Source organism: Alkalibacillus haloalkaliphilus, assembly GCF_007991275.1.
In the GTDB taxonomy this organism is placed as follows: Bacteria; Bacillota; Bacilli; order Bacillales; family Alkalibacillaceae; genus Alkalibacillus; species Alkalibacillus haloalkaliphilus.
The window spans coordinates 48,020-67,998 of the sequence record NZ_BJYA01000003.1 but is presented as its reverse complement, the minus strand read 5'-3'; the positions used below and the strand labels follow the sequence as shown (position 1 = coordinate 67,998).

At 36.7% G+C, this 19,979-nt stretch carries 20 protein-coding genes; 15 read left to right on the top strand and 5 right to left on the bottom strand.

What is annotated here, in order from left to right; genetic code table 11:
* Positions 1-11: 11 nt before the first annotated feature.
* On the top strand, positions 12-215 hold the full coding sequence (locus AHA02nite_RS04340; RefSeq protein ID WP_146814751.1) for a DUF6501 family protein: 204 nt from the start codon (positions 12-14) through the stop codon (positions 213-215).
* Between the two features lie 426 nt (positions 216-641).
* On the opposite strand, the gene AHA02nite_RS04335 is transcribed toward AHA02nite_RS04340, so the two are convergent.
* The gene (locus AHA02nite_RS04335) at positions 642-1,541 is read right to left on the bottom strand and encodes a M14 family metallopeptidase (RefSeq protein WP_146814749.1); all 900 of its coding nucleotides are present in this window, start codon (positions 1,539-1,541) and stop codon (positions 642-644) included.
* Positions 1,542-1,707: 166 nt separating this feature from the next.
* Here AHA02nite_RS04335 and AHA02nite_RS04330 point away from each other — a divergent pair, with 166 nt between their 5' ends.
* The 4 genes from AHA02nite_RS04330 (at position 1,708) to AHA02nite_RS04315 (ending at position 8,807) form a co-directional block, all read left to right on the top strand.
* The gene (locus tag AHA02nite_RS04330; RefSeq protein WP_017187309.1) at positions 1,708-1,944 is read left to right on the top strand and encodes an indolepyruvate ferredoxin oxidoreductase subunit alpha; all 237 of its coding nucleotides are present in this window, start codon (positions 1,708-1,710) and stop codon (positions 1,942-1,944) included.
* Between the two features lie 120 nt (positions 1,945-2,064).
* Complete coding sequence (locus AHA02nite_RS04325; protein ID WP_146814747.1) at positions 2,065-3,126, top strand: GGDEF domain-containing protein; 1,062 nt, start codon at positions 2,065-2,067, stop codon at positions 3,124-3,126.
* Positions 3,127-3,137: 11 nt separating this feature from the next.
* Positions 3,138-6,701, top strand: a complete 3,564-nt coding sequence (locus AHA02nite_RS04320) for a dynamin family protein (protein ID WP_146814745.1) — start codon at positions 3,138-3,140, stop codon at positions 6,699-6,701.
* 123 nt (positions 6,702-6,824) lie between these two features.
* Positions 6,825-8,807, top strand: coding sequence for a S9 family peptidase (locus AHA02nite_RS04315; protein WP_146814743.1), 1,983 nt, complete (start codon positions 6,825-6,827; stop codon positions 8,805-8,807).
* A 44-nt stretch (positions 8,808-8,851) separates the two neighbouring features.
* Here AHA02nite_RS04315 and msrA read toward each other — a convergent pair whose 3' ends face one another.
* Both msrA and AHA02nite_RS04305 read right to left on the bottom strand, forming a co-directional pair.
* Positions 8,852-9,376 (bottom strand): peptide-methionine (S)-S-oxide reductase MsrA, encoded by a 525-nt coding sequence (gene msrA, locus AHA02nite_RS04310; RefSeq protein WP_146814740.1) that lies wholly within the window; start codon positions 9,374-9,376, stop codon positions 8,852-8,854.
* A gap of 99 nt (positions 9,377-9,475) precedes the next feature.
* Positions 9,476-9,622: a lmo0937 family membrane protein gene (locus tag AHA02nite_RS04305; protein ID WP_146814737.1), complete on the bottom strand. Its 147-nt coding sequence runs from the start codon at positions 9,620-9,622 to the stop codon at positions 9,476-9,478.
* A gap of 123 nt (positions 9,623-9,745) precedes the next feature.
* On the opposite strand from AHA02nite_RS04305, the gene AHA02nite_RS04300 reads away from it, so the two are divergent.
* Positions 9,746-10,075, top strand: coding sequence for an SCP2 sterol-binding domain-containing protein (locus AHA02nite_RS04300; protein ID WP_146814736.1), 330 nt, complete (start codon positions 9,746-9,748; stop codon positions 10,073-10,075).
* Between the two features lie 86 nt (positions 10,076-10,161).
* Entirely contained in the window at positions 10,162-12,204 is a 2,043-nt protein-coding gene (locus AHA02nite_RS04295; RefSeq protein ID WP_146814734.1) for a penicillin-binding transpeptidase domain-containing protein, read from the top strand.
* A gap of 41 nt (positions 12,205-12,245) precedes the next feature.
* Here the strand turns inward: AHA02nite_RS04295 and AHA02nite_RS04290 are convergent, their stop codons facing one another.
* Positions 12,246-13,166 carry a glycerophosphodiester phosphodiesterase gene (locus AHA02nite_RS04290; RefSeq protein WP_146814732.1) on the bottom strand — a complete coding sequence of 307 codons (921 nt, stop codon included), beginning with the start codon at positions 13,164-13,166 and terminating at the stop codon, positions 12,246-12,248.
* Between the two features lie 183 nt (positions 13,167-13,349).
* On the opposite strand from AHA02nite_RS04290, the gene AHA02nite_RS04285 reads away from it, so the two are divergent.
* On the top strand, positions 13,350-13,553 hold the full coding sequence (locus AHA02nite_RS04285) for a CDGSH iron-sulfur domain-containing protein (RefSeq protein WP_146814730.1): 204 nt from the start codon (positions 13,350-13,352) through the stop codon (positions 13,551-13,553).
* Positions 13,554-13,597: 44 nt separating this feature from the next.
* Here the strand turns inward: AHA02nite_RS04285 and AHA02nite_RS04280 are convergent, their stop codons facing one another.
* Positions 13,598-13,966, bottom strand: a complete 369-nt coding sequence (locus AHA02nite_RS04280) for a carboxymuconolactone decarboxylase family protein (protein WP_146814727.1) — start codon at positions 13,964-13,966, stop codon at positions 13,598-13,600.
* A gap of 124 nt (positions 13,967-14,090) precedes the next feature.
* Between AHA02nite_RS04280 and AHA02nite_RS04275 the strand changes: the two genes are divergently transcribed.
* From AHA02nite_RS04275 to AHA02nite_RS04245, 7 genes are all read left to right on the top strand, one after another.
* Entirely contained in the window at positions 14,091-15,140 is a 1,050-nt protein-coding gene (locus AHA02nite_RS04275; RefSeq protein WP_170235966.1) for a CAP domain-containing protein, read from the top strand.
* 278 nt (positions 15,141-15,418) lie between these two features.
* On the top strand, positions 15,419-16,492 hold the full coding sequence (locus AHA02nite_RS04270; RefSeq protein ID WP_146814723.1) for an ICP22 family protein: 1,074 nt from the start codon (positions 15,419-15,421) through the stop codon (positions 16,490-16,492).
* 26 nt (positions 16,493-16,518) lie between these two features.
* Complete coding sequence (locus tag AHA02nite_RS04265) at positions 16,519-17,181, top strand: class D sortase (protein WP_246118811.1); 663 nt, start codon at positions 16,519-16,521, stop codon at positions 17,179-17,181.
* Positions 17,182-17,608: 427 nt separating this feature from the next.
* Positions 17,609-17,800 (top strand): Flp family type IVb pilin, encoded by a 192-nt coding sequence (locus AHA02nite_RS04260; RefSeq protein WP_146814722.1) that lies wholly within the window; start codon positions 17,609-17,611, stop codon positions 17,798-17,800.
* A gap of 60 nt (positions 17,801-17,860) precedes the next feature.
* A complete protein-coding gene (locus AHA02nite_RS04255; protein ID WP_146814720.1) occupies positions 17,861-18,355 on the top strand; it encodes an A24 family peptidase in 495 nt (164 codons plus the stop codon).
* A gap of 2 nt (positions 18,356-18,357) precedes the next feature.
* On the top strand, positions 18,358-18,750 hold the full coding sequence (locus AHA02nite_RS04250) for a TadE/TadG family type IV pilus assembly protein (protein WP_146814718.1): 393 nt from the start codon (positions 18,358-18,360) through the stop codon (positions 18,748-18,750).
* A gap of 4 nt (positions 18,751-18,754) precedes the next feature.
* A complete protein-coding gene (locus tag AHA02nite_RS04245) occupies positions 18,755-19,900 on the top strand; it encodes a Tad domain-containing protein (RefSeq protein WP_146814716.1) in 1,146 nt (381 codons plus the stop codon).
* Positions 19,901-19,979: the final 79 nt, after the last annotated feature.

Sequence of the window (19,979 nt, the reverse complement as noted above, 5' to 3'; positions counted from 1 at the left end):
AAGGTGTTAAGATGATCCATAAAACGTGGGAAAACAACGAAACGATAAAACAAATTAAGTGTGTTCACACTGATGCTAAAAAGTTTACAGTCAACAATGTGTTAACAACAGAGAAGACATATGATGTAAAAAATGAATCAGAGGAATTTTATTTCGTAATTGATGACTCAGGCAAAATGGGCGGATTTTATAAAGAATACTTTGAAGAAGTGTAAAGCTGGTGAAAGGCCTAGTTTAGACTAAACAAACCAAACTGGGATTTTAAGAAGTCATATTGTTACTTAGTTGTTTGTTAGTTATGCAGTTAATTAGCGGAATCAAAATGCGTAGACTCCTGGTCGGCTAAAAACGGTCACGTCCTGTGACCAACGCCGACATTAGACCGTCCAGGTCGTCATGGGAGCAAAGGCCTGGGTGAGACCCCAGGATGCACCTGCGTCTTCTAGCTAAGCTTCGAAGTAGGCTTCCTCGGTGCAAAGCGCAAGGAAGTCACTCGAAGTAGTAGCTTGGCTCACCAGCCGCCCCTGCATAGAAAACACTGCGACAAACGACCGTAGGGAGTTTGAGCAGATGTTGCACTTGTGCCCTGTGGGTAAAAGCGAAGCATTTTGATGGAGCGGTGATTAAAGTTAAACTTATCTTTAAACATATATATTCGCTAAAAAGATACCAAGTGTTTCTTCGTATATATGGTCTAAATCAGTAATCGGTAATGGGTTCACACCTTGGCCTAACTCTAATGTAAAACCAGGCCTTCTAAAATCTTGAATAAACCAGTCTTTATAACCAGCATGACTGTCTACATATTGAATCGGGCGATAACCACTGACACGACCATACTCTTGTGCTATATCACGAGAAATTGGAGGCTCTAATCCTTCATAACCCCAAAAAATGATTTCTCCTTGTGTGTGAAGCGCTAATACACGGTCAAAATCTTTCATTAAAGTTAAATCGTAAATAGCTAACGCTTCTGGCTCAGTTAAAGGACCGTAACCAGGGAAGTCTCGAGGTGCGGGTTGCTTTGGTTTTCTACGCTGCTCAATTTCCCAATTGGCTGGGTATTGGTTGTTTAAGTCTACTCCTCTTATATTCGCTTTCCATTGATCGAAATTCGTACTTTGATTATTAATGTCTAATACTAGTTCACGAAATCGTTCGTTTTCAGGTAGGCCATTGTTTAAGAGGTCGACGCCGTCAGGGTTAACCATAGGTACGATACTTAATGTGATTTCGTTAAAAAAGTGGTGCATATTATGGCCTCTGATCGGTTCATTAGTTGATAAAGCGTGTAAATAATCATTAATAAATCGCATGATCACATTAGTTGTAATTGACTCGTGAGCGTGGAAAGATCCATTTATATGAATGTGTTGATCACCATTTCCAATAACGACCTCATAAATAGGTCTTCCCATAATTGAATGCCCAATCGTATTTAACGCAAACTGAGGGTATGTGGCTTGAAGAGTGAACAAGTCTTCTTCAAACTGTCTAAATGTATAAAAACGTTCATCATGAATGATTCGATTAAGTCTCATTATAGTCGTCCCCCTTACATCATAATTGTATGATTACGGACTGGTGAATTTGCACATTTTATGAAAAGTCATTATAATGATGGGTAGAATTTCTACATACACGTGGTTATTCTACGAAATAAATGATATTATATCAGTAAACATTATTATTATAGGAGGGATTACCTTGGCATTTATTATTTCATCACCTTGTAAGGACGAGAAAGCTGCAGAGTGTGTAGATGTATGCCCGGTTGACTGTATTGAAGAAGGTAAAGACATGTTCTATATAGATCCAGATATTTGTATCGATTGTGGAGCATGTGAAGCGGTATGCCCAGTAGAGGCTATTTATCATGAGGACGAGCTTCCAGAAGAAGAGAACGCATATATTGAAATAAATAGGAAGTTCTTCCAAGAATAACGAATACGTCACAAGAGGCTGGATTTAAGTATTCAGCCTCTTTTTTGCAACAATTTAAAACGATAAAATAATGCGACCATCATATATAGAGGGCGTCATTATAAAGTAGGGGAATGGGACATGCTCAATAAGAAGGATGATTATGTAGCACAAATTTTTTCTGTTACTCGGTGGCTAATACTCGTTGCCATCATTGCTCTATATTTCACATTGCCAAGTGGGTTAGTGTTCAATTTAACGTTGCTTGAACTACTTTACATAGCGGGGGTTGGAGCTTTATATAGCTTAGCCATCCAAATCGCTTTATGGAAGTTAAATACTTATACGAAAGCTAAATTGCGTTTCGTTCAATTGGGCGTAGTCTTTGACTTCTTTTTCATATCGGCTTTAATTGTTTTAACTGGTGGAGTCGGTAGCTTGTTTATGCCACTTTATTTGGTTTGGCTTATGCATGTAGCGTTAGTATGGCACTTTAAAGGAGTGTTGTTAGCTACTTTATTAGCTATAGGAAGTTACGCAGCTATTGCGTATTATTTTGAGCAATTATTTATAAATTCTTATTTATTATTGTTTGGTGCTCATGTCATTTTCATTAGTTTAATTGGCGTATTTGCTTACTTGTTATCATCAAGAAAAGAAGCCTCATCGATCGACCATATCAACTATAAAGAAGAAGCGATGAAAGATTATGTGTCAGGGCTTTATAACCATCGTTCTTTTCAAAACACGTTAACGAAACTAGTGGAAAAAGATAAAGAATTTACCCTTATTAAATTAAATATTGATCACTTCAAACAGTTAAATGACACGTACGGTTATGAAATGGGTGATCGTGTGTTAGCTATTTTAGGAAGTACGTTAGACTTTTGGATTGAGCCACGAGAAGGCTATACTTTCCGTTATAATGGCGACGAATTTACGATTATTTTGTTCGGTCAAAAACGAAGTAAAATCGAACAAAACATTGAAAGATGGAATAATTATTTCGCAGAACATGTCCAAATGATTGAAGACTTAAGTGATGAGTACGTCACATTAAGTTATGGCATTGCGTCATTGAAGGAATCTGACGATCGAGATGAGTTATTAAGACGTGTTGACCGTTGTCTACATCAGGCAAAGGCATCGGGAAGAAACAGAGCCGTTTTTGATGAAACATTTAAACAAGCAATTAAAAGCTAGGGGAATAGTAGATGACAACGATTGTTAAACAGGATTTTAACTTTGATTTAATTTATAAAGAGATACAACAGCTTGGTTTGGAAAGTGAAAAGAAAAAGTTAATCGATCTTTATGAAAAGTGGTCAGAAAAGTCTTCTATCATTGGCTTCACAGGCCACTTTTCTGCTGGAAAATCAACGATGATTAATGCTCTTGTTGGAGAGGATCTATTACCTTCTAGTCCGATCCCGACAAGTGCTAACATTGTAGAGATTAACAACGGCCCGATTAAAGTTACTTATCATTTTAATGAACAGCAATTTGCTAATGATTCAGAAATTAATATTAACCAAATTCAACAGCTGTCTCGGAATGGTCAAGAAGTCGATTCAATTACGATTCAAAAACCATTACCAGCTATTAAAAATACAGTTTTAATGGATACTCCGGGAATCGATTCTGCTGACGATGAAGAGTTCGACCGTACATTATCTCGTGTTCATCTTATTGACTATTTTATTTATGTTGTAGACTATAACCACGTTCAGTCAGAGGTTAATTTTCAATTTTTACAACAGCTTGAAAAGAAATCAATCCCTTATATTATTGTTGTTAACCAAGTCGATAAGCATAATGAAGACGAATTAACGATGGATCAGTATAAGCGTGCGTTAGAAGAAAGTTGTGAGAACTGGAACTTATCGCCTCAGTTAACATTGTTCACCTCATTAATGGACGATCAACATCCACATAATCAGTTGAATGAATTACAGAAGCATTTACAAACAATTATTGATCGTAAAGAAGAAATAGTTGAAGAACGAGTTAAAACGGAACTTAAAAGTTTAATTGAAGTCATCGCCGAAAAGAAGTATGGCAGTTATACGGAGCATACTTCAAAAGAAGAGCTAAAACAAATAGAAGAAGAGTATGACAAAATTAAAGATCGTGTAGAAGTATTGAATAAAGACAACCAACAATTTAACGCTTCATACATGAAGTCAGTTAGTAAGATTGTTGACGAGGCGTATTTAATGACCTTCGAAATGCGTGAGCTTGCTAAAGAATACTTAGAGTCTGTACAGCCAAAGTTCAAAGTTGGCGGGTTATTTTCTAAAAAGAAAACTTTAGAAGAGAAAGAACGTCGCCTTGAACAATTTTTAACTGACTTAAATGAGCGTGTGAAAACCCAAGTCAATTGGCATGTAAGAGAGTTTTTAGTATCTATTTTAGATGAGCACGATGTTCAAGACCACGACTTAAAACAACAATTACAACAGTTTGAGTTCGTCGTAACTGAACAATTGTTACTTGATAATGTAAACCCATCAGCTGAAGTAAATGGGGATTATGTATTATTATTTACAAAATCGCTACAAAAATCAATTTCAAACGGAGTTAAGCACCAGTTGACGAGTGATTTAAACGACATTTATAAGTCGTTGCAACCGTTGATTGATCAACAATTACCTCCATTAAAGGAGCAGTTAAGTGAGTTAGAAGACCAATTAGGTCAGTCACAGCAATCTCATGAAAGCTCTAAAGAAATGAAACAGTTTGAATCGTCAATGAAAGGCAATTTATTAAGCGAGGGTTCAACTGATGAACATGTAGAGCAAGCTTTACAGACGAAAGTTGAACAACGCCATCAAGTTAACGTCGATGAAATGTTGACTAAACATGATGAAGTAGAAGAGGCAAATCAAGATGAAGAAAATGTAAGCTCAAGCTACACGTTGTCTGTCACAGAGACGACTGATCGAGCTGAAGAAATTTTAGCAGAAACTGTTAATGTCCCAATTCTTGATCAATATAGAGTTCAAGTCGAACAAAAGCAACAACAAATCCAAAATATGACTTATACAGTTGCCCTATTCGGAGCATTTAGTGCAGGAAAGTCTTCATTTGCAAATGCTTGGATCGGAGCTAACGTATTACCTGTTTCACCAAATCCAACAACGGCAGCCATTAATAAGATCGCTCCGATTAATGAGCAGTTCAATCATGAAGATGTCATTGTGACTTTTAAGACAGAACAAGCGATTGTTGACCAAGTTAATCAAATTTTAGCACCGTATACAGATGAGCCATTTCGTTCATTAACCGCCTTAAGTAAGTTTATTAATAAAAATAATAAGAAACTTACGGAGCAACTTTCGAAAACGGACGCTTCATTTATTGAAGCATTTAGTGCTGGTTTAGAAGAGTGTGAGCCATTATTAGGTGAAGAAAAACATGTTGACCTGCACCATTTCAGGCAGTATGTAACAGTTGAAAGACTGTCGTGTTTCGTTGATGAAATTATTATTTATTACGATTGTGAATTAACGCGTTCTGGTGTCACTTTAGTTGATACACCAGGGGCAGACTCAATTCATGCGAGACATACGAATGTATCAATGCATTACGTAAAACATTCAGACGTATTAGTTTATGTCAATTATTACAACCATGCTTTTGCAAGAGCTGACCGTGAATTTTTGAAACAGTTAGGCCGTGTTAAAGGCGCATTTACAATGGATAAGATGTTCTTCGTGTTAAATGCTGCTGACCTAGCTCAAAATGACAATGAATTACAAATGGTCATTTCTTATTTACAAGATCAATTACAACAATATGGAATCCAATATCCACAAACGTATCCTATATCTAGTAAGCAGTTAATTGAACAACCAGAACTTAAAGAGAAAGATGAGGATGCCATTGCGTTTTTTAATCGATTTAATCACTTTATCGAACATGATGCTAAGGTTATGATTGCTCATAACTTACAAGCAGAAATAGAAACGTTAACGTCTTTTGTTGAGAAAACAGTTTATGAAATCGATCAAAACGAAGAAGAACAAGATCGTTTAATTACGCAATATAAAGACGACTTAGCACGACTTCATGAGCGGTTGAATTCCATTGAACCAACGATATACGTACAGCACATTCACCAACAAGTTGATGAACTGATCCATTACGTTCGTGAACGTACGAATATCCAATTAATCGACTTAATGAAAGATACAATTAATCCAGCTACAATTACTCAAAATGGTCGTAAGGGTCAAGAAGAACTTAAGACAGCTATCAAACAACTGTTTATTGAAGTTCAGCAAAAGTTGAATAAAGAATTTCATTCAACAAATATTTTATTAGATTATCATTTTAACTCAGCTGCGAATACGTTCATTCAAGATATTAATAATGATGTCGAACAAGATAGTGAGTTCGATCAACTATATTTTGAAGAACAAGTGATTGATCAAGTAGAAATGCCTGAGTTAACTAACTTAAGTGATGAAATTAGTCTTAAAGAACTCGTTTCAATCTATAAAAATAAAAAAGACTTCTTTGAACAAAATCGCATTAAAGAGTTGTTTACTCAATTAGAACAGCAAATTGATCAATATTTAGCAAAAGTTGTACACCAGTTTGAACAAGTCTTCAAATCACACTACAATGACCAGTTTGTGTCATATCAACAACATCAAATCGAAGTTTACCTTAGCCATGTTGAGTCGATGATTGCATCTAAACAATCAATCTATCAAGATGAATCACAAAAATCTAAACTAAAGCAAGTGAAAGAAACATTGACGAACACGTAATCTCTGCTTATTTTCAATTTAATTCGACAATTCTAACAAATTATTTTATGATAAGTATAATTGCTAGTTTAATAAAGATATAAAGAGCTAGCACTATAAAAGTAATGTTTGTAGGGGGAGACGATGACAACTAAACGTAACGTAAAAGCAGAAGATCTCTTTAACATTAGTTCAGTATCAGATCCGAGGTATTCACCGGATTATTCAGAAGCTCTATTTATAAAAACTGAACTTAACGAGAAAGAAAACAAATACGTATCAAACTTATTTCACTTTGACATAAAGTCGAACGAAGTAAACCAATGGACGTTTGGAGACGGTAAAGTATCTAATCCCCGTTGGTCACCAGATGGGAACTCTATTATATTCTTATCAAATCGAGATGATAAAAATCAGCTTTACAAGATCGCACGCTTTGGCGGCGAAGCACAGAAGCTAACAGATGAAGAAGCTGGTGTTAGCCGTGCAGAGTTTTCTCCTGACGGTAAACGCATTATGCTTCAAACGTCTGTTAAGAAAGATGATTTAAATAAACAAGATGATGATGAAGAGAAGCAAGATGATGAACTACTTAAGCCGACTGTTATTAATCGCATGAAATATAAAGCAGATGGTGCAGGAGTAGTTGAGGAAAAGTATCAAGTCATTAAACTGTTTAACTTTGATCGTGAAGACGTTGAGACAATTAAACAAGGCGAACAAAACTTCATTTTCCAGACGTGGGTAAATGATTCACAAATCATCTATTCAACAGATGATTCAAACGATCAAGATTTTAACTTTAATCATGAATCATACATTTACAATTTAAAGTCTAAAACAGATTTAAAACTGTTTACAGAAGAAGGGTATGCATCAGGTTTTACAGTATCGCCAAATGGTGAACACCTTCTGTTTGCTCATATGGGACGAACATATGAAAATGCAACACATGCTGAATTGTATGCTTATCACATATCTTCTGGTGTAACAGCTTGTCTAACAGAAGGTTTTGATGCACCAGTTGGTGACTATATCGTTGCAGATATACAACAACAACCCGTCTTAAAGCCTGTTATTTGGACGAGTAATGAAGAGTTTTATCTTCCAGTGTCAAATCAAGGAAATGTACTCTTATATTATGGTCACATTGACGGTAGTTTGTATCCAGCTATTAATGAGCGTTTACACGTTTTCGGTTTTGATATTAATCCGAATGAACAAACAGCACTACTGACAATCAGTAAACCAACAAATCCAAGTGAATTATACGAACTTGAGTTAACGAATGGTAACCTTAAACAATTAACTCAGTTCAACGAATCATTTATGAATGAAGTTGAGTTAGTTGAGCCAGAGCCGATCAGTTATAAAAGTAAAGATGATTGGCAAGTGCACGGTTGGTTCATGAAACCAGCTGGATTCGAAGACGGTCAAAAGTATCCAATGGTCGTTAATATTCACGGTGGACCACATGCTTTTTACGGCAATTCGTTCTTTCATGAAATGCAGTATTTAGCAGCTAGTGGTTATGCTGTATTATATGTAAACCCGCGTGGAAGTCATAGTTATGGTCAAGAGTTTGTTGATGCTGTACGTGGTGATTACGGTAATGGCGACTATTTAGACATAATGAATGGCGTTGATTATGTCTTAAATGAATACGACTGGATCGATGAAAACCGTCTAGGCGTTACTGGAGGTAGTTATGGTGGCTTTATGACGAATTGGATTGTAGGCCATACGAACCGGTTCAAGGCCGCTGTCACGCAACGAAGTATTTCAAATTGGATCAGTTTCCGCGGTGTAAGTGATATTGGTTATTACTTTAACGACTGGCAGATCAAGGCTGACTTTAGTGACCTTGATAAAATGTGGAAGCATTCGCCAATTGCTTATGTCGATCAGATGGAAACGCCACTTAAAATTATTCATAATGAGCTAGATTTTCGCTGTCCAATTGAACAAGCAGAACAGCTATATATCGCCTTAAAATATCAAAAGAAAGAAACAGAATTTGTACGCTTTCCAAAGTCAGATCACAACTTATCACGCACAGGTAAGCCGAACTTAAGAATTGAAAGATTGAATCATATTGTAGGATGGTTCGATCGTTACTTGAAATAATATTTAAGCCCCAGTTTAGAAACATGACTAAACTGGGGCTTTTCTTATGACCAATGTTGGTCGATAAATTCATCTCGACCTGATTTTTCACGGTCTTCTTTATATTCATTAGGATTTTTACGATAATAATCTTGGTGATACTCTTCTGCAGGATAGAACGTTGCGGCAGGTAAGACTTCAGTGACAATAGGTGCGTTAAACTTTCCAGATGCTTCTAACTGTTGTTTACTTTGCTCAGCTAGTTGTTTTTGTTCATCATCATGGTAAAAAATCGCAGTGCGATATTGCGGCCCTCGATCGTGAAATTGGCCATCTGGGTCAGTCGGGTCAACTTGTTGCCAATACAATTCTAGTATTGTTTCATAAGCCATTTTATTTGGATCATATGTAATTTCAACCGCTTCATAATGGCCTGTTGTTCCTTGCTTAACTTGCTCATATGTTGGTTGGTCGACATGTCCACCTGTATAACCTGATACGACACTGTGGACACCGTCCCATTGATCAAAAGGCTTAACCATACACCAAAAGCAGCCACCGGCAAAAGTCGCGCGCTTTAATTGACTCATCGTTTATCAACTCCTTTATTACTGTAATCGATTATAGCAATCGACAATCATTTTGGGAAGTAAACGATATTAAAATAACGACTAACATAAAGTTAGCCGTTATAAGCTACGTTTTCCAGTTAGTAATTGATAAATAAAAATAATACCAGCGATTACGAGTAATAAATGAATGAGACCACCAGCAATTTCTAGGACTAAACCTATTAACCAAATGATTAATATGACCGTTATAATTGTCCAAAGCATCTAATCACCTCTTAATTATATAATTCCCACGCACTATAATTTAAAACTAATTTTTAAAAAATTCCTTCTATTACATTACTTTTTTGATAAAATAATAGATAGAAACAAATAGGGGGAGTTTATATGGCTATTGAAGAAAAGTTAAAGACGTTAGTCACGAAAATGAACGAGGACTCTAGTGGATTAAACGGGTTACAAGCGACTTATTCTTTTGACATTACAGATGAAGATCACTTGGAGTGGGGTGTAAAAGTATCACCTGAACAAGTTGAACTATCAGAGTCTCTACTAGAGGATGCTGATTGCTTATTAAGAATGAACGCAAGTAATTTTGAAAAGTTGTTAGATGGCACTTTAAATGCGACTTCAGCTTTTATGATGGGTAAAATTAAAGCAAAAGGGGACTTAACTTACGCTTTGAAATTGCAAAATGTACTTAATAATTACCGATAAAATGAAATTAAATCTCCGGATCGAATTCGGAGATTTAATTTTTGGAAGAACTTATTATATAATTAGTATAGAGGGGGGAGTGCTAAGTGAAGAAGTTAGTGATTTTATTACTTGGCTTAACGTTTCTTTTAGTCGGTTGTTTCGGTGATGACGAAGAAGAAGTGATTACACCATATGATGAGTTGTCTAATTACATATCTCTTTGGGAGAGTGGGCAATTTGAAGAACTATATAGCAACCACATTACGGAACAAAGTCGTGAAACGTTTTCTCATGAAGACTTCGTAGAACGATACGAACATTTATATGATGCGTTAAGGATCAACAACCTATCATTTCAAATTTTAAGAGAAGACTTAGATGAGGAAGAGGTCGACGAGTTAGAAGAATTAGAAACCTATACTTTACCACTTGAAGTGTCATTTGACACATTGGCTGGTACTGTTGAGTATGATTTAGATGTAACGTTGGAAAACTTAACAATAGAAAGTGAAGACAATGACGAAGAATTTGATGAACGCTGGTTAGTAGAATGGCATCCTGAGTTTATCCTACCAAACCTTGAGAAAGAAGAAGAGGTAAGTTACCGCACATTGACAGCAAAACGTGGCGATATACTCGACCGTAATGAACTTGCTTTAGCAACGGTTGGTGAGGTTTATGAAGTCGGCATTACGCCACAAAATTTCGATGAGTCTGACTTAAGCACTTTGGCTGACTCTTTAAAGTTAACTGAAGAATATATCGAAAACAAAATAAATCAAAGCTGGGTACAACCAGAGCACTTTGTACCTATTAGAAATATTCAATTAACTGATGATGAGATGGTGTCAGAATCGACGGCTATTAGTGGAGTTACAACACGAGTTATTGAAGATCGTGTATATCCTTTTGCAGAAGCAGCTGCTCACTTAACGGGATATATTGCACCAATCTCAGCTGAAGAGTTGGAACAATTAGAAGGTGAAGGGTATACATCATCTGATCGTGTTGGTAAGCGCGGATTAGAACAATTATATGAATCAAAATTAAGAGGTCAAAACGGGGCAGAAATTTACATTAATAAACAAGATGGTTCAACTTACACAGTCGCTGAACAAGAAGCCCAAGATGGAGAAGATGTTCAATTAACAATTGATATGGAAATGCAAGAACAGCTTTTCCGAATAGTTGATGGTGATGCAGGAACAGCAACGGTTATGGATCCAGCTTCAGGAGATGTCTTAAGTATATTAAGTTTCCCTACGTTTGACCCAAATCAGTTCGTCTTAGGAATGACAAATTCACAATATGAAGAGTTAATGAGTGATGAGAATTTACCGACGATTAATCGTTTCTCTTCAACTTATTCACCAGGCTCAACTATGAAGTTATTCACGTCAGTTGTTGGGTTCCAAACGGGAGTTTTAGACCCTGATGAAGTCAAAGAAATTGAAGGTCTGCAATGGCAGAAAGATAGTTGGGATGATTACCATGTCACACGTGTTAACGACCAACATACAGAGGTTGACTTAGACGTTGCGATGAAGTACTCTGACAACATTTATTTCGCGATGTTAGGTTTAGACATTGGAGGAGAAGCGTTTAAAGACGGTTTAGAAACTTTAGGGTTTGGCGAGTCTTTACCTTTCGCTTATCCAGTTACGACTTCACAAATTTCAAACTCTGGTAGTTTTGGTTCAGAAGGGCAAATTGCAGATTCATCGTTCGGCCAAGGTGAAGTGTTAATTAACAATACGCATTTAGCCGCACTATATGCTGGTGTAGCAAATGACGGTGTTTATATGGAACCTCGTTTACTATTAGATGAATCAGAGGACGTTTGGTTCGAGTCGATCGTTGAAGATGAAGAAAATGGTATTTTACAAGATACGTTAAGAAATGTTGTCGCAGAAGGAACAGCAACAGACATTGACATTGAAGGAAGAGAGATGGCAGGAAAGACAGGAACTGCTGAACTTAAAGCAAGCCATGATGATGAAGATGGTGCGCAAAATGGTATTTTCGTTTCTTATGATCAAGCAAATCCCAATATGGTACTAAGTTTAATGATTGAAAATGTAGAAGACTTAGGTGGAAGCGGCTATACAGTCGAGTTAAGTAAGGAATTTTTTGAATCAATCGAATAATAAAGAAGCGGGAGTGATGATTGCATCGCTCCCGCTTCTTATTAATAACCTAGTTCATCTAACACCTCTAAAGTCAAATCTGGTCGATCAGTAATAATGCCATCTGCACCAGCTTCAAGTAACCTTTTCATTTCATCTCGATCATTGATTGTCCAATAAGATACATGTAAGCCCAGTCGATCTGCACCACTAATAACATCATTCGTCGTTAAATCAAAACCACTCTCATTTGTCGGAATTAGTACAGCATCAACACTTGGATTGTATAAGTTTCTTAAGAAAATTTTATGGGTGACGACAAAATTACGAATTTCGCTTCTACCACCAGCAACAGCTAAATCATGTGGATCTTGTTGTTGAAAAGATTCAATAATGTCTTGATCAAAAGAAGCAATTAATACTTGTTCTTGCATGTCGAAACGATCAATTAACATGATTAGCCGCTCGATTATTTCATCATTTCGCTCACTTGGGTTCGTATCCTTAATTTCTATAATGAAGCGCTCGTCTGGAAATGCTTCAAACATTTCTTCAACAGTAATGAGTTCGAGCCCTTGTCCACGATAAGGGTGATTACCTTGTTCATCTTCAAAGTAATGACCAGCATCAAGTTGTTTAAGTTCCTCTAAAGTTAAGTCTGCTACATCACCAGTACCATCTGTCGTTCGATCAACAGATGGATCGTGTATATTAATTAAGTACCCATCTTTTGAAATATGTAGATCTGTCTCAAGCACATCAACACCGAGCTCAACCGCATTTTCAAACGCAGCCATCGTTGATGAAGGCTTTAAATGTTCACCACCTTGGTGGGCGATGACCATTGGGCGGTCATTTTCAAAGAATGCTTTAGGTTCAACCGAGTGCATTGGTATTAAATAAAGAAAAATATAAATTGCTCCTAAAATCGTCAAACCAATAGAAAACGGCTTTTTATACTTCGTTTTATTGTCTTTACTCATACAAATCTCCCTTTATTAAATTCTATAATTAAATTTACTATAATATAGTGTATGAGACAATGTTATTTTCAGAAATATTAATTAGATTACCATAACAATATTATGTAAACTTAATTAATATTTAAAAAAGTTCAAAACCGTGATATGATTAATTAAGATTACATATAAGGGGGAGCATGAATAATGAGCGAACAAAAGCCAATCATTCAAGTTAGAGATAATGGTTCGATTTTAGTTAAAGGTGATGTAACGTTATTAGATGCTGAAGGTAATGAATACGAAACGAAGCCAGCATTCTCTTTATGCCGTTGTGGTGCTTCAAGTAATAAGCCATTTTGTGATGGGTCCCATAAGCAGATTGAATTCCAAGATCAATCAAGAGTATAACTTACATAATTAAAATCCCTCACAAATTGTGAGGGATTGTTAACTTATTTGTTACTTGAGTAATACTCATAGGCGTCCTTTGCTAGTGTTACACCTTGAGCAAATGCTGCACCACCACCTAAAGCAGCGCTAACCCCAATCGCTTCTAGCACTTCATCTTCAGAGGCACCATTTTCAACGGCACCTTTCATATGATAGATGATACAATATTCATCTTGCGCATAAATGCTAACACTTAGTGCCATAAGCTGTTTATGTTTTTTGTCAATGGTCCCATCTGCAAAAGCAGCTTCAGTAAAGTCAAAGTAGCCTTGAGTTATTTTGGGTAGTTTGTCTTTAAAGGCATTCGTACCTTCTTTGTAATGCAGTAATGCATCGTGGAAAAAGTCTTCCATTTCTTCTGAATGTTCCATAATCATCACTCCTTTTTGAATACACACATTCTTATCGTGAATTATTGGGAATAAAATATACATAAAATAGTTGAGTTACTGACAAATAAAATAAATCATGTTGCTTGGTGGGAGGATAAACAAGGTGAAGAAACCTATTATTGGAGTGTTTTTGTTAACAATTGTGTTCGGGTTACTAATTTTTTATGCATTTCCTAATTTACTGGACAGGCAGCCAACGATGATGCAAGCAAGCGCAAATGAATCAATTAACCAGCATCCATTAGAAAAGCAACCAATTGAGTTACTCGTCGACTTTGATGATTCACATGTTAATCAATCACACGATGAATCGGATGATGATACTGTTATAAGTGAGTCAGAAAATCATGAAGTAGATGAATCCATTTCAGATGAGCAATTGGTTGAGCAGTTATTTAATATTATGAATGAAGAGCGTCAATTACAAAGCATGAATGAGTTCGACCAACTGTCTCATTTAAGTGAAGCTGCTGAACAGAAATCAGCCGACATGCGAGATCACGGGTATTTCGATATGGAATCACCTAACTATGGTAGTGCAAGTGACATAATTAAGTCACATGATGTTCCATATTACTCACTAGCAGCAAGTTTATCAGCCGGTGTTCAAGACCCTGAACGTGTATTCGAACAATTAAATGACGGCAATTTCACAACATACCTATATGACCAAGACTTTACCCATGTTGGAATTGGTTATGTTAGTGGCGGTCAATATGGCCATTACTGGACGATATATTTTATTGATCATCCAATAGAACAAGATCCTAATGAAATGGAACAATTAGTTTTTGATATGGTTAATGAAATACGAGAAGAAAATGGCCTCAGTCGATTAGCACCACACGAGAAATTAGCTGAAGTTGCTCGCATCAAATCAGAAGATATGCGCGATCAAAATTACGTCGCACATGAGTCACCAACTTACGGGGCACCTTATGAAATGATTGAGCATTATGAGATTGAAAACAACGGCTCAGCCGAAAACATTGCTGCAGGGCAAAAGACAGCAGAGGAAGTTGTGGGAGGTTGGATGAACAGTGATGGCCATCGAGCCAACATATTAAATGAAAACGTCACACATTTAGGTGTCGGCTATGCACAAGGTGGCGAACAGAACAGTTACTGGACGCAACTGTTTATAATTGAATAACAGGTTAATTAGTATCCTCTCTGGGTTATCAGAGGGGATATTTTTATGTGAATAGAGTAAAGGTGTGTTGTTTGTTCTTTATTAAGAACGTAAACAGAAGCAAGCGTTAGTAAATATAAGAAATGTGTAGCTTTAGTGCTTTATAACGAATGAAACACCTGTATTTAGACTTATCTCACCCATTTTAGTGTTTTGAAAAGATTGCATGAGAACATATACTAAAGTTGGTTCTATATAAAGAACAGAACTAAAACAATTGGGTGAGAGGGTGAGATACGATGATTAAATCCAAACCGTTGAAATGGATGATCATTGCGTTATCAGTATTATGTATTTCATTTAGTTTTAGTATTGGAACTTTTGCAGGGAATCATGGGGATGGCGGTCAAGGTAACACGGGAACTGTACAATTAACAGATGATGCCGGTGATGAAAAGCCAGGACATGAACCTCAGTTTGATGATTTTAAAGATATTTACGTAAAGGGGCACCAGTTACAACCGGGGAAATACTACGTAAGGGTAACTTCTCCTAGTGAAAAAGAAGACTTAGGCACGAGTCCCGATGCAGGTATTGTAGTGTCAGATGGGGGAGATTTCTCAGGCTACAACCTTTATGAATTATTAGGTGGATATCCTGATGAAACGCCTAACCAAGGTGGCGTTTATAAATTGTTGTTAAGTAAGGACGATACATTCACGCGTAATGTAGCTAAATCTAAAAACTTTAAGTTCGATATAACAGAAGAGGAAGAAGAGCCTGGTAATGGTGAGGAAGACAATGGCGAAAACGGTGATGAAAACGGATCCGACGATGAAGATGAGAATGGCGATGAAAATGGATCTGATGAAGATGAAAATGGTGATGAGAACGGGTCAGATAATGGCGACGATAACGGAAATGAAGAAGACGAAAATGGCCAAGATGATGATGGAAGCGAAGAAGAAGACAATGATAATGGTGAAGACGGTGAGAACGGAAACGGTTCAGACGAAGATGAAGAAAACGGTCAAGATGATGATGGAAATGAAGAAGATGGAGATCAAGACGAAGATTTAGATAATGGAACGGATGACGGTGACCGTGAAGATGGCGATAGCTCAGACGAAGAACAACGTGACGACGATGACGCGTCTGAAGAAGATGAAAAGCAATTGCCTGATACATCTGGAGACGGTGATGAAGCAGATGAAGAACAAGAAGAGACAACTGCTGTAGCATCAACTGTTGATGGTGGCGAATTACCTGAAACATCAACACCATGGTATAACTTATTAGCGATAAGCATTGCACTGCTATTAGCTTCTGGTGGTTATTTGTTATTTAAGTTACGACCATTTACAACTGCATAATATTAATTAATATGAGGTGAAAGTAGATGAGAAAGAAGGTTTCCTTATGGGTAGCCAGTGTCATCTTCTTTCTCTCATTTTTTTTAGTAGGCTTTTCAGTCATGCACATTATTAACGGTGATGCAAAAGTTAACGAATCGTTAGATGAATGGGAACAATTGCAACAAGAACGAACGACTTCGACTGAAGATCAACTTGTAGTCGAGCAGTTAGGTGAACAAACTGAAGAAGCCAAAGTTGAAGATGAGGGAGAGAAAAACACTCAAAGCTTATATAATAATGTCCCAAATAATGGTGATGTTTTTGGGAAATTAACTATTTCTAAATTAGATTATGAATTGCCGATTATACACGGGTCTGGAGAAGAAGAACTATCACGCGGTGTCGGTCATTTTGAGCAAAGCGTACTACCTGGCACCTCTGATAACAGCGTGCTAGCTGGACATCGTGATACCGTTTTTGTCGGGTTAGGTGAATTAGAAAAAGGTGACTTAATTGAAGTAGAAACAGAAGCAGGTCTTTTTGTATATGAGTTGACGGAAACAAGAATCGTTGATGAAGACGATCGAACGGTCATCGTACCGACAGAAGAAGCAACTTTAACACTTGTCACATGTTATCCATTTGATTTCGTAGGATCCGCACCAGAACGATATATTGTGACAGCGGAATTAATAGAGCAAGAATAAATTATGATCACTATTCCTGTATAGGAGTAGTGATTTTTTATTGCTCAAAGGACTAAAGTATGATGTTTCAGTTCTTCTCCAATCTTAAAAATCATACTATTTAACTATTAGTGAAATATAAGTTTTTTGTAATTTGAGAGAATAATAGAAGAAAAAGGAGAAATAGTTCGAAAATTTAAGGAAAGCATTAATATTCTTTATAGAGAACAGATTTTAACTGATTTAACGAATGTGTAAGCTTTTTTACGAGTTTTCAAAATGTAGAATTACGTCTATACTAAACGTAAGTTCAATATAAAGAACAATACGTTCTTTAAAAAGATTGGAGTTAGTTATGAAGGATCGATTCCTATAATTACATAAGTATTAAGTCAATCATAGAATACAATCGATCTTTTATATATAAAATTTGGGGGAGGAATTTAAGATGTTAGAAAAGTTCAAAGCATTACTAGTAGAAGAAGAAGGACAAGGTATGGTGGAGTATGGCTTGATTATTGGGTTGGTTTCGGTTGTGGCTATCGTAACTCTAACTCTAGTTGGTTCAGAGTTACAAGCTCTGTTCGGTGATATTTTTGGGGAACTTGGTGGAGACGAGAGTGAACTTCCAGAAGAATAATTAGTGGTTGATGATTCCGTTAACACGGAATCATCATTCTTTCTTTTTAGGGGTGAGATTGTGTTAATACATTCATTTTTAATATTAGTTTTAACAATAACACTTATTACGGATATACTTTCACGCAAGATATTAAATATAATCACTTTTCCGGCTATGTTGCTTGGAATTGGCTATCATACATACATTAACGGATTAGAAGGTTTAACTTTTAGTTTAATAGGACTTTTAGTAGGTTTTACAATTTTATTAATCCCGTTTCTGCTAGGTGGTATTGGTGCTGGTGACGTTAAACTAATGGCGGCGATCGGTGCTTTGATGGGAGCACAATTTGTTTTTTACGCATTTTTGCTTACAGCTTTAATAGGTGGAATCATTTCTATATTTTTAATGTTAAAAAACAGAACGTTATTTCCTTTCTTTAAAAGAATTTACTTCAAATTAATTTATAAACAACAACTAGCGACTGAACCTAGGAAAAAACATATTTCTATCCCATACGGCGTACCAATAGTATTGGGTACGTTTATCGTGATGTTTTGGGGAGGCATCTAACTATGATTAAATCCCAAAAAGGGCAAGGGCTTGTCGAGTTCGCACTGACCTTTACACTGCTCGCAATTTTATTGTTTGGCATTATGGATTTTGGCAGAGTTTTATATATGAATCTAGCATTAGAGCACGCGAGTCGTGAAGGTGCGCGAATTGCGAGCTTAGGTGCAGACAATGACTATATCATTGAAAAAACAATTGGTGCTGCGGTAGGTGTAGGTATTAGTGAAGATCACATTGAATTGACACCTGAAGTAGAGAGGGATTCTGGAGAGTATGCAACTGTAACGATAAGTTATGAGGTAAGCTTTATAACGCCTTTAACAGCCTTAATGCAAAATGCACTTATGGAAGACTCGTTAGAATTGACTTCCGAAACTGTGATGAGGGTGGAATGATCATATGGGTAGATTATTAGAAATGCTTAAAGTCAGGTCGAAGAGTGAAGATGGTGGAATCTTAGTTCTTGTTGCATTGTCTTTAGTGGTATTACTCGGTTTTGCCGCTTTAGTCATAGACGGTGGTTTATTGTATGCAGAACGTAGTAAATTGCAAAAAACGATGGACGCTGCGGTTTTAGCTGCGGCTTATGAATCTTTTGAAGAGGAGGGTGATGTTGTCGGTGAATTCAGATATGTATCTGAACAAAACGGTTTTCCAGATGATGGCGTTGCGCTCAGTTTTGATGAAGAAACTTCTGTAGAAGGCGATAAGAGGTACGTTTCAGAAGTTAGTGGTTCTGATTACAATGTGGCTTTAACGGTAACAGATGATTATGTGTTAGGGGAAGTTATTCGAAATAAAGACCTAACACTTGCTAATGTTTTAGATTTCAGCGATGCGGATGTGTTTGCGTCTTCCAAAGCGATATTTTCATTTTTAAATACTGGGAAGAATGTGTCTCCTATGTTCGTTAGTGATTATGAGTTAAACACTGAGGACAATATCTGCTTAAAGCGGGTTTCTTCAGGTTCAGATAGTGATTGTCCAAGTAGTGTTGGTGGAAACTTTGGGTTCCTAGATTATGGCGATAGTCTTAAGGATAGTTTAGTATATTCTCATTATGAAGTAACAATAGGTGATGAAATACCTACTGAAAATGGAAATAGCGTTGGTCATTGGAGAAATACTTTACAGGACTGGTTAAGTACAGATGAAGATGATGCATGCCATAATTATAATACTGCAACCTTAGATTGTGAGAGAGTAATACTTGTACCAACTGTTTGTGTTATTACAGACGATGATGAAGAAACAGACCGGGGGGATCATTGCATTAATGAGGACGATCTTAATGGAAAAACGGGTATTGAAATCACTGGATTTGCAGCATTCTGGCTAGTAGCAGTTGATGATGAAGTTGGGGAAGGTGTCGAAGAGGATGTTCTGGGAGAAGATGAAGATTTAAAACATGCAATTATAGGTAAATTCTTAGAAACATACACCTCCGGCGACGAAATCGAAGACATTCTATGTGGTGGTATTGAAGGTTGTTCTGAAGATGCCAATGTTAACGTCGTCCGTCTAGTCGATCCTGCGTCGGACTAAATTATATCGATTATATAAAAATATAAATCTCACAACAGTTAGTCTAGTCATCTTCGTTTATATGGAGTAGGGGGAGAGC

Excerpts from the sequence above, each read along its gene's own strand:
- AHA02nite_RS04340 (WP_146814751.1), top strand. The coding sequence starts at position 12 with ATGATCCATAAAACGTGGGAAAACAACGAAACGATAAAACAAATTAAG.
- AHA02nite_RS04335 (WP_146814749.1), bottom strand. The coding sequence starts at position 1,541 with ATGAGACTTAATCGAATCATTCATGATGAACGTTTTTATACATTTAGA.
- AHA02nite_RS04325 (WP_146814747.1), top strand. The coding sequence starts at position 2,065 with ATGCTCAATAAGAAGGATGATTATGTAGCACAAATTTTTTCTGTTACT.
- AHA02nite_RS04320 (WP_146814745.1), top strand. The coding sequence starts at position 3,138 with ATGACAACGATTGTTAAACAGGATTTTAACTTTGATTTAATTTATAAA.
- AHA02nite_RS04315 (WP_146814743.1), top strand. The coding sequence starts at position 6,825 with ATGACAACTAAACGTAACGTAAAAGCAGAAGATCTCTTTAACATTAGT.
- msrA (WP_146814740.1), bottom strand. The coding sequence starts at position 9,376 with ATGAGTCAATTAAAGCGCGCGACTTTTGCCGGTGGCTGCTTTTGGTGT.
- AHA02nite_RS04305 (WP_146814737.1), bottom strand. The coding sequence starts at position 9,622 with ATGCTTTGGACAATTATAACGGTCATATTAATCATTTGGTTAATAGGT.
- AHA02nite_RS04300 (WP_146814736.1), top strand. The coding sequence starts at position 9,746 with ATGGCTATTGAAGAAAAGTTAAAGACGTTAGTCACGAAAATGAACGAG.
- AHA02nite_RS04290 (WP_146814732.1), bottom strand. The coding sequence starts at position 13,166 with ATGAGTAAAGACAATAAAACGAAGTATAAAAAGCCGTTTTCTATTGGT.
- AHA02nite_RS04285 (WP_146814730.1), top strand. The coding sequence starts at position 13,350 with ATGAGCGAACAAAAGCCAATCATTCAAGTTAGAGATAATGGTTCGATT.
- AHA02nite_RS04280 (WP_146814727.1), bottom strand. The coding sequence starts at position 13,966 with ATGGAACATTCAGAAGAAATGGAAGACTTTTTCCACGATGCATTACTG.
- AHA02nite_RS04270 (WP_146814723.1), top strand. The coding sequence starts at position 15,419 with ATGATTAAATCCAAACCGTTGAAATGGATGATCATTGCGTTATCAGTA.
- AHA02nite_RS04265 (WP_246118811.1), top strand. The coding sequence starts at position 16,519 with ATGAGAAAGAAGGTTTCCTTATGGGTAGCCAGTGTCATCTTCTTTCTC.
- AHA02nite_RS04260 (WP_146814722.1), top strand. The coding sequence starts at position 17,609 with ATGTTAGAAAAGTTCAAAGCATTACTAGTAGAAGAAGAAGGACAAGGT.
- AHA02nite_RS04250 (WP_146814718.1), top strand. The coding sequence starts at position 18,358 with ATGATTAAATCCCAAAAAGGGCAAGGGCTTGTCGAGTTCGCACTGACC.
- AHA02nite_RS04245 (WP_146814716.1), top strand. The coding sequence starts at position 18,755 with ATGGGTAGATTATTAGAAATGCTTAAAGTCAGGTCGAAGAGTGAAGAT.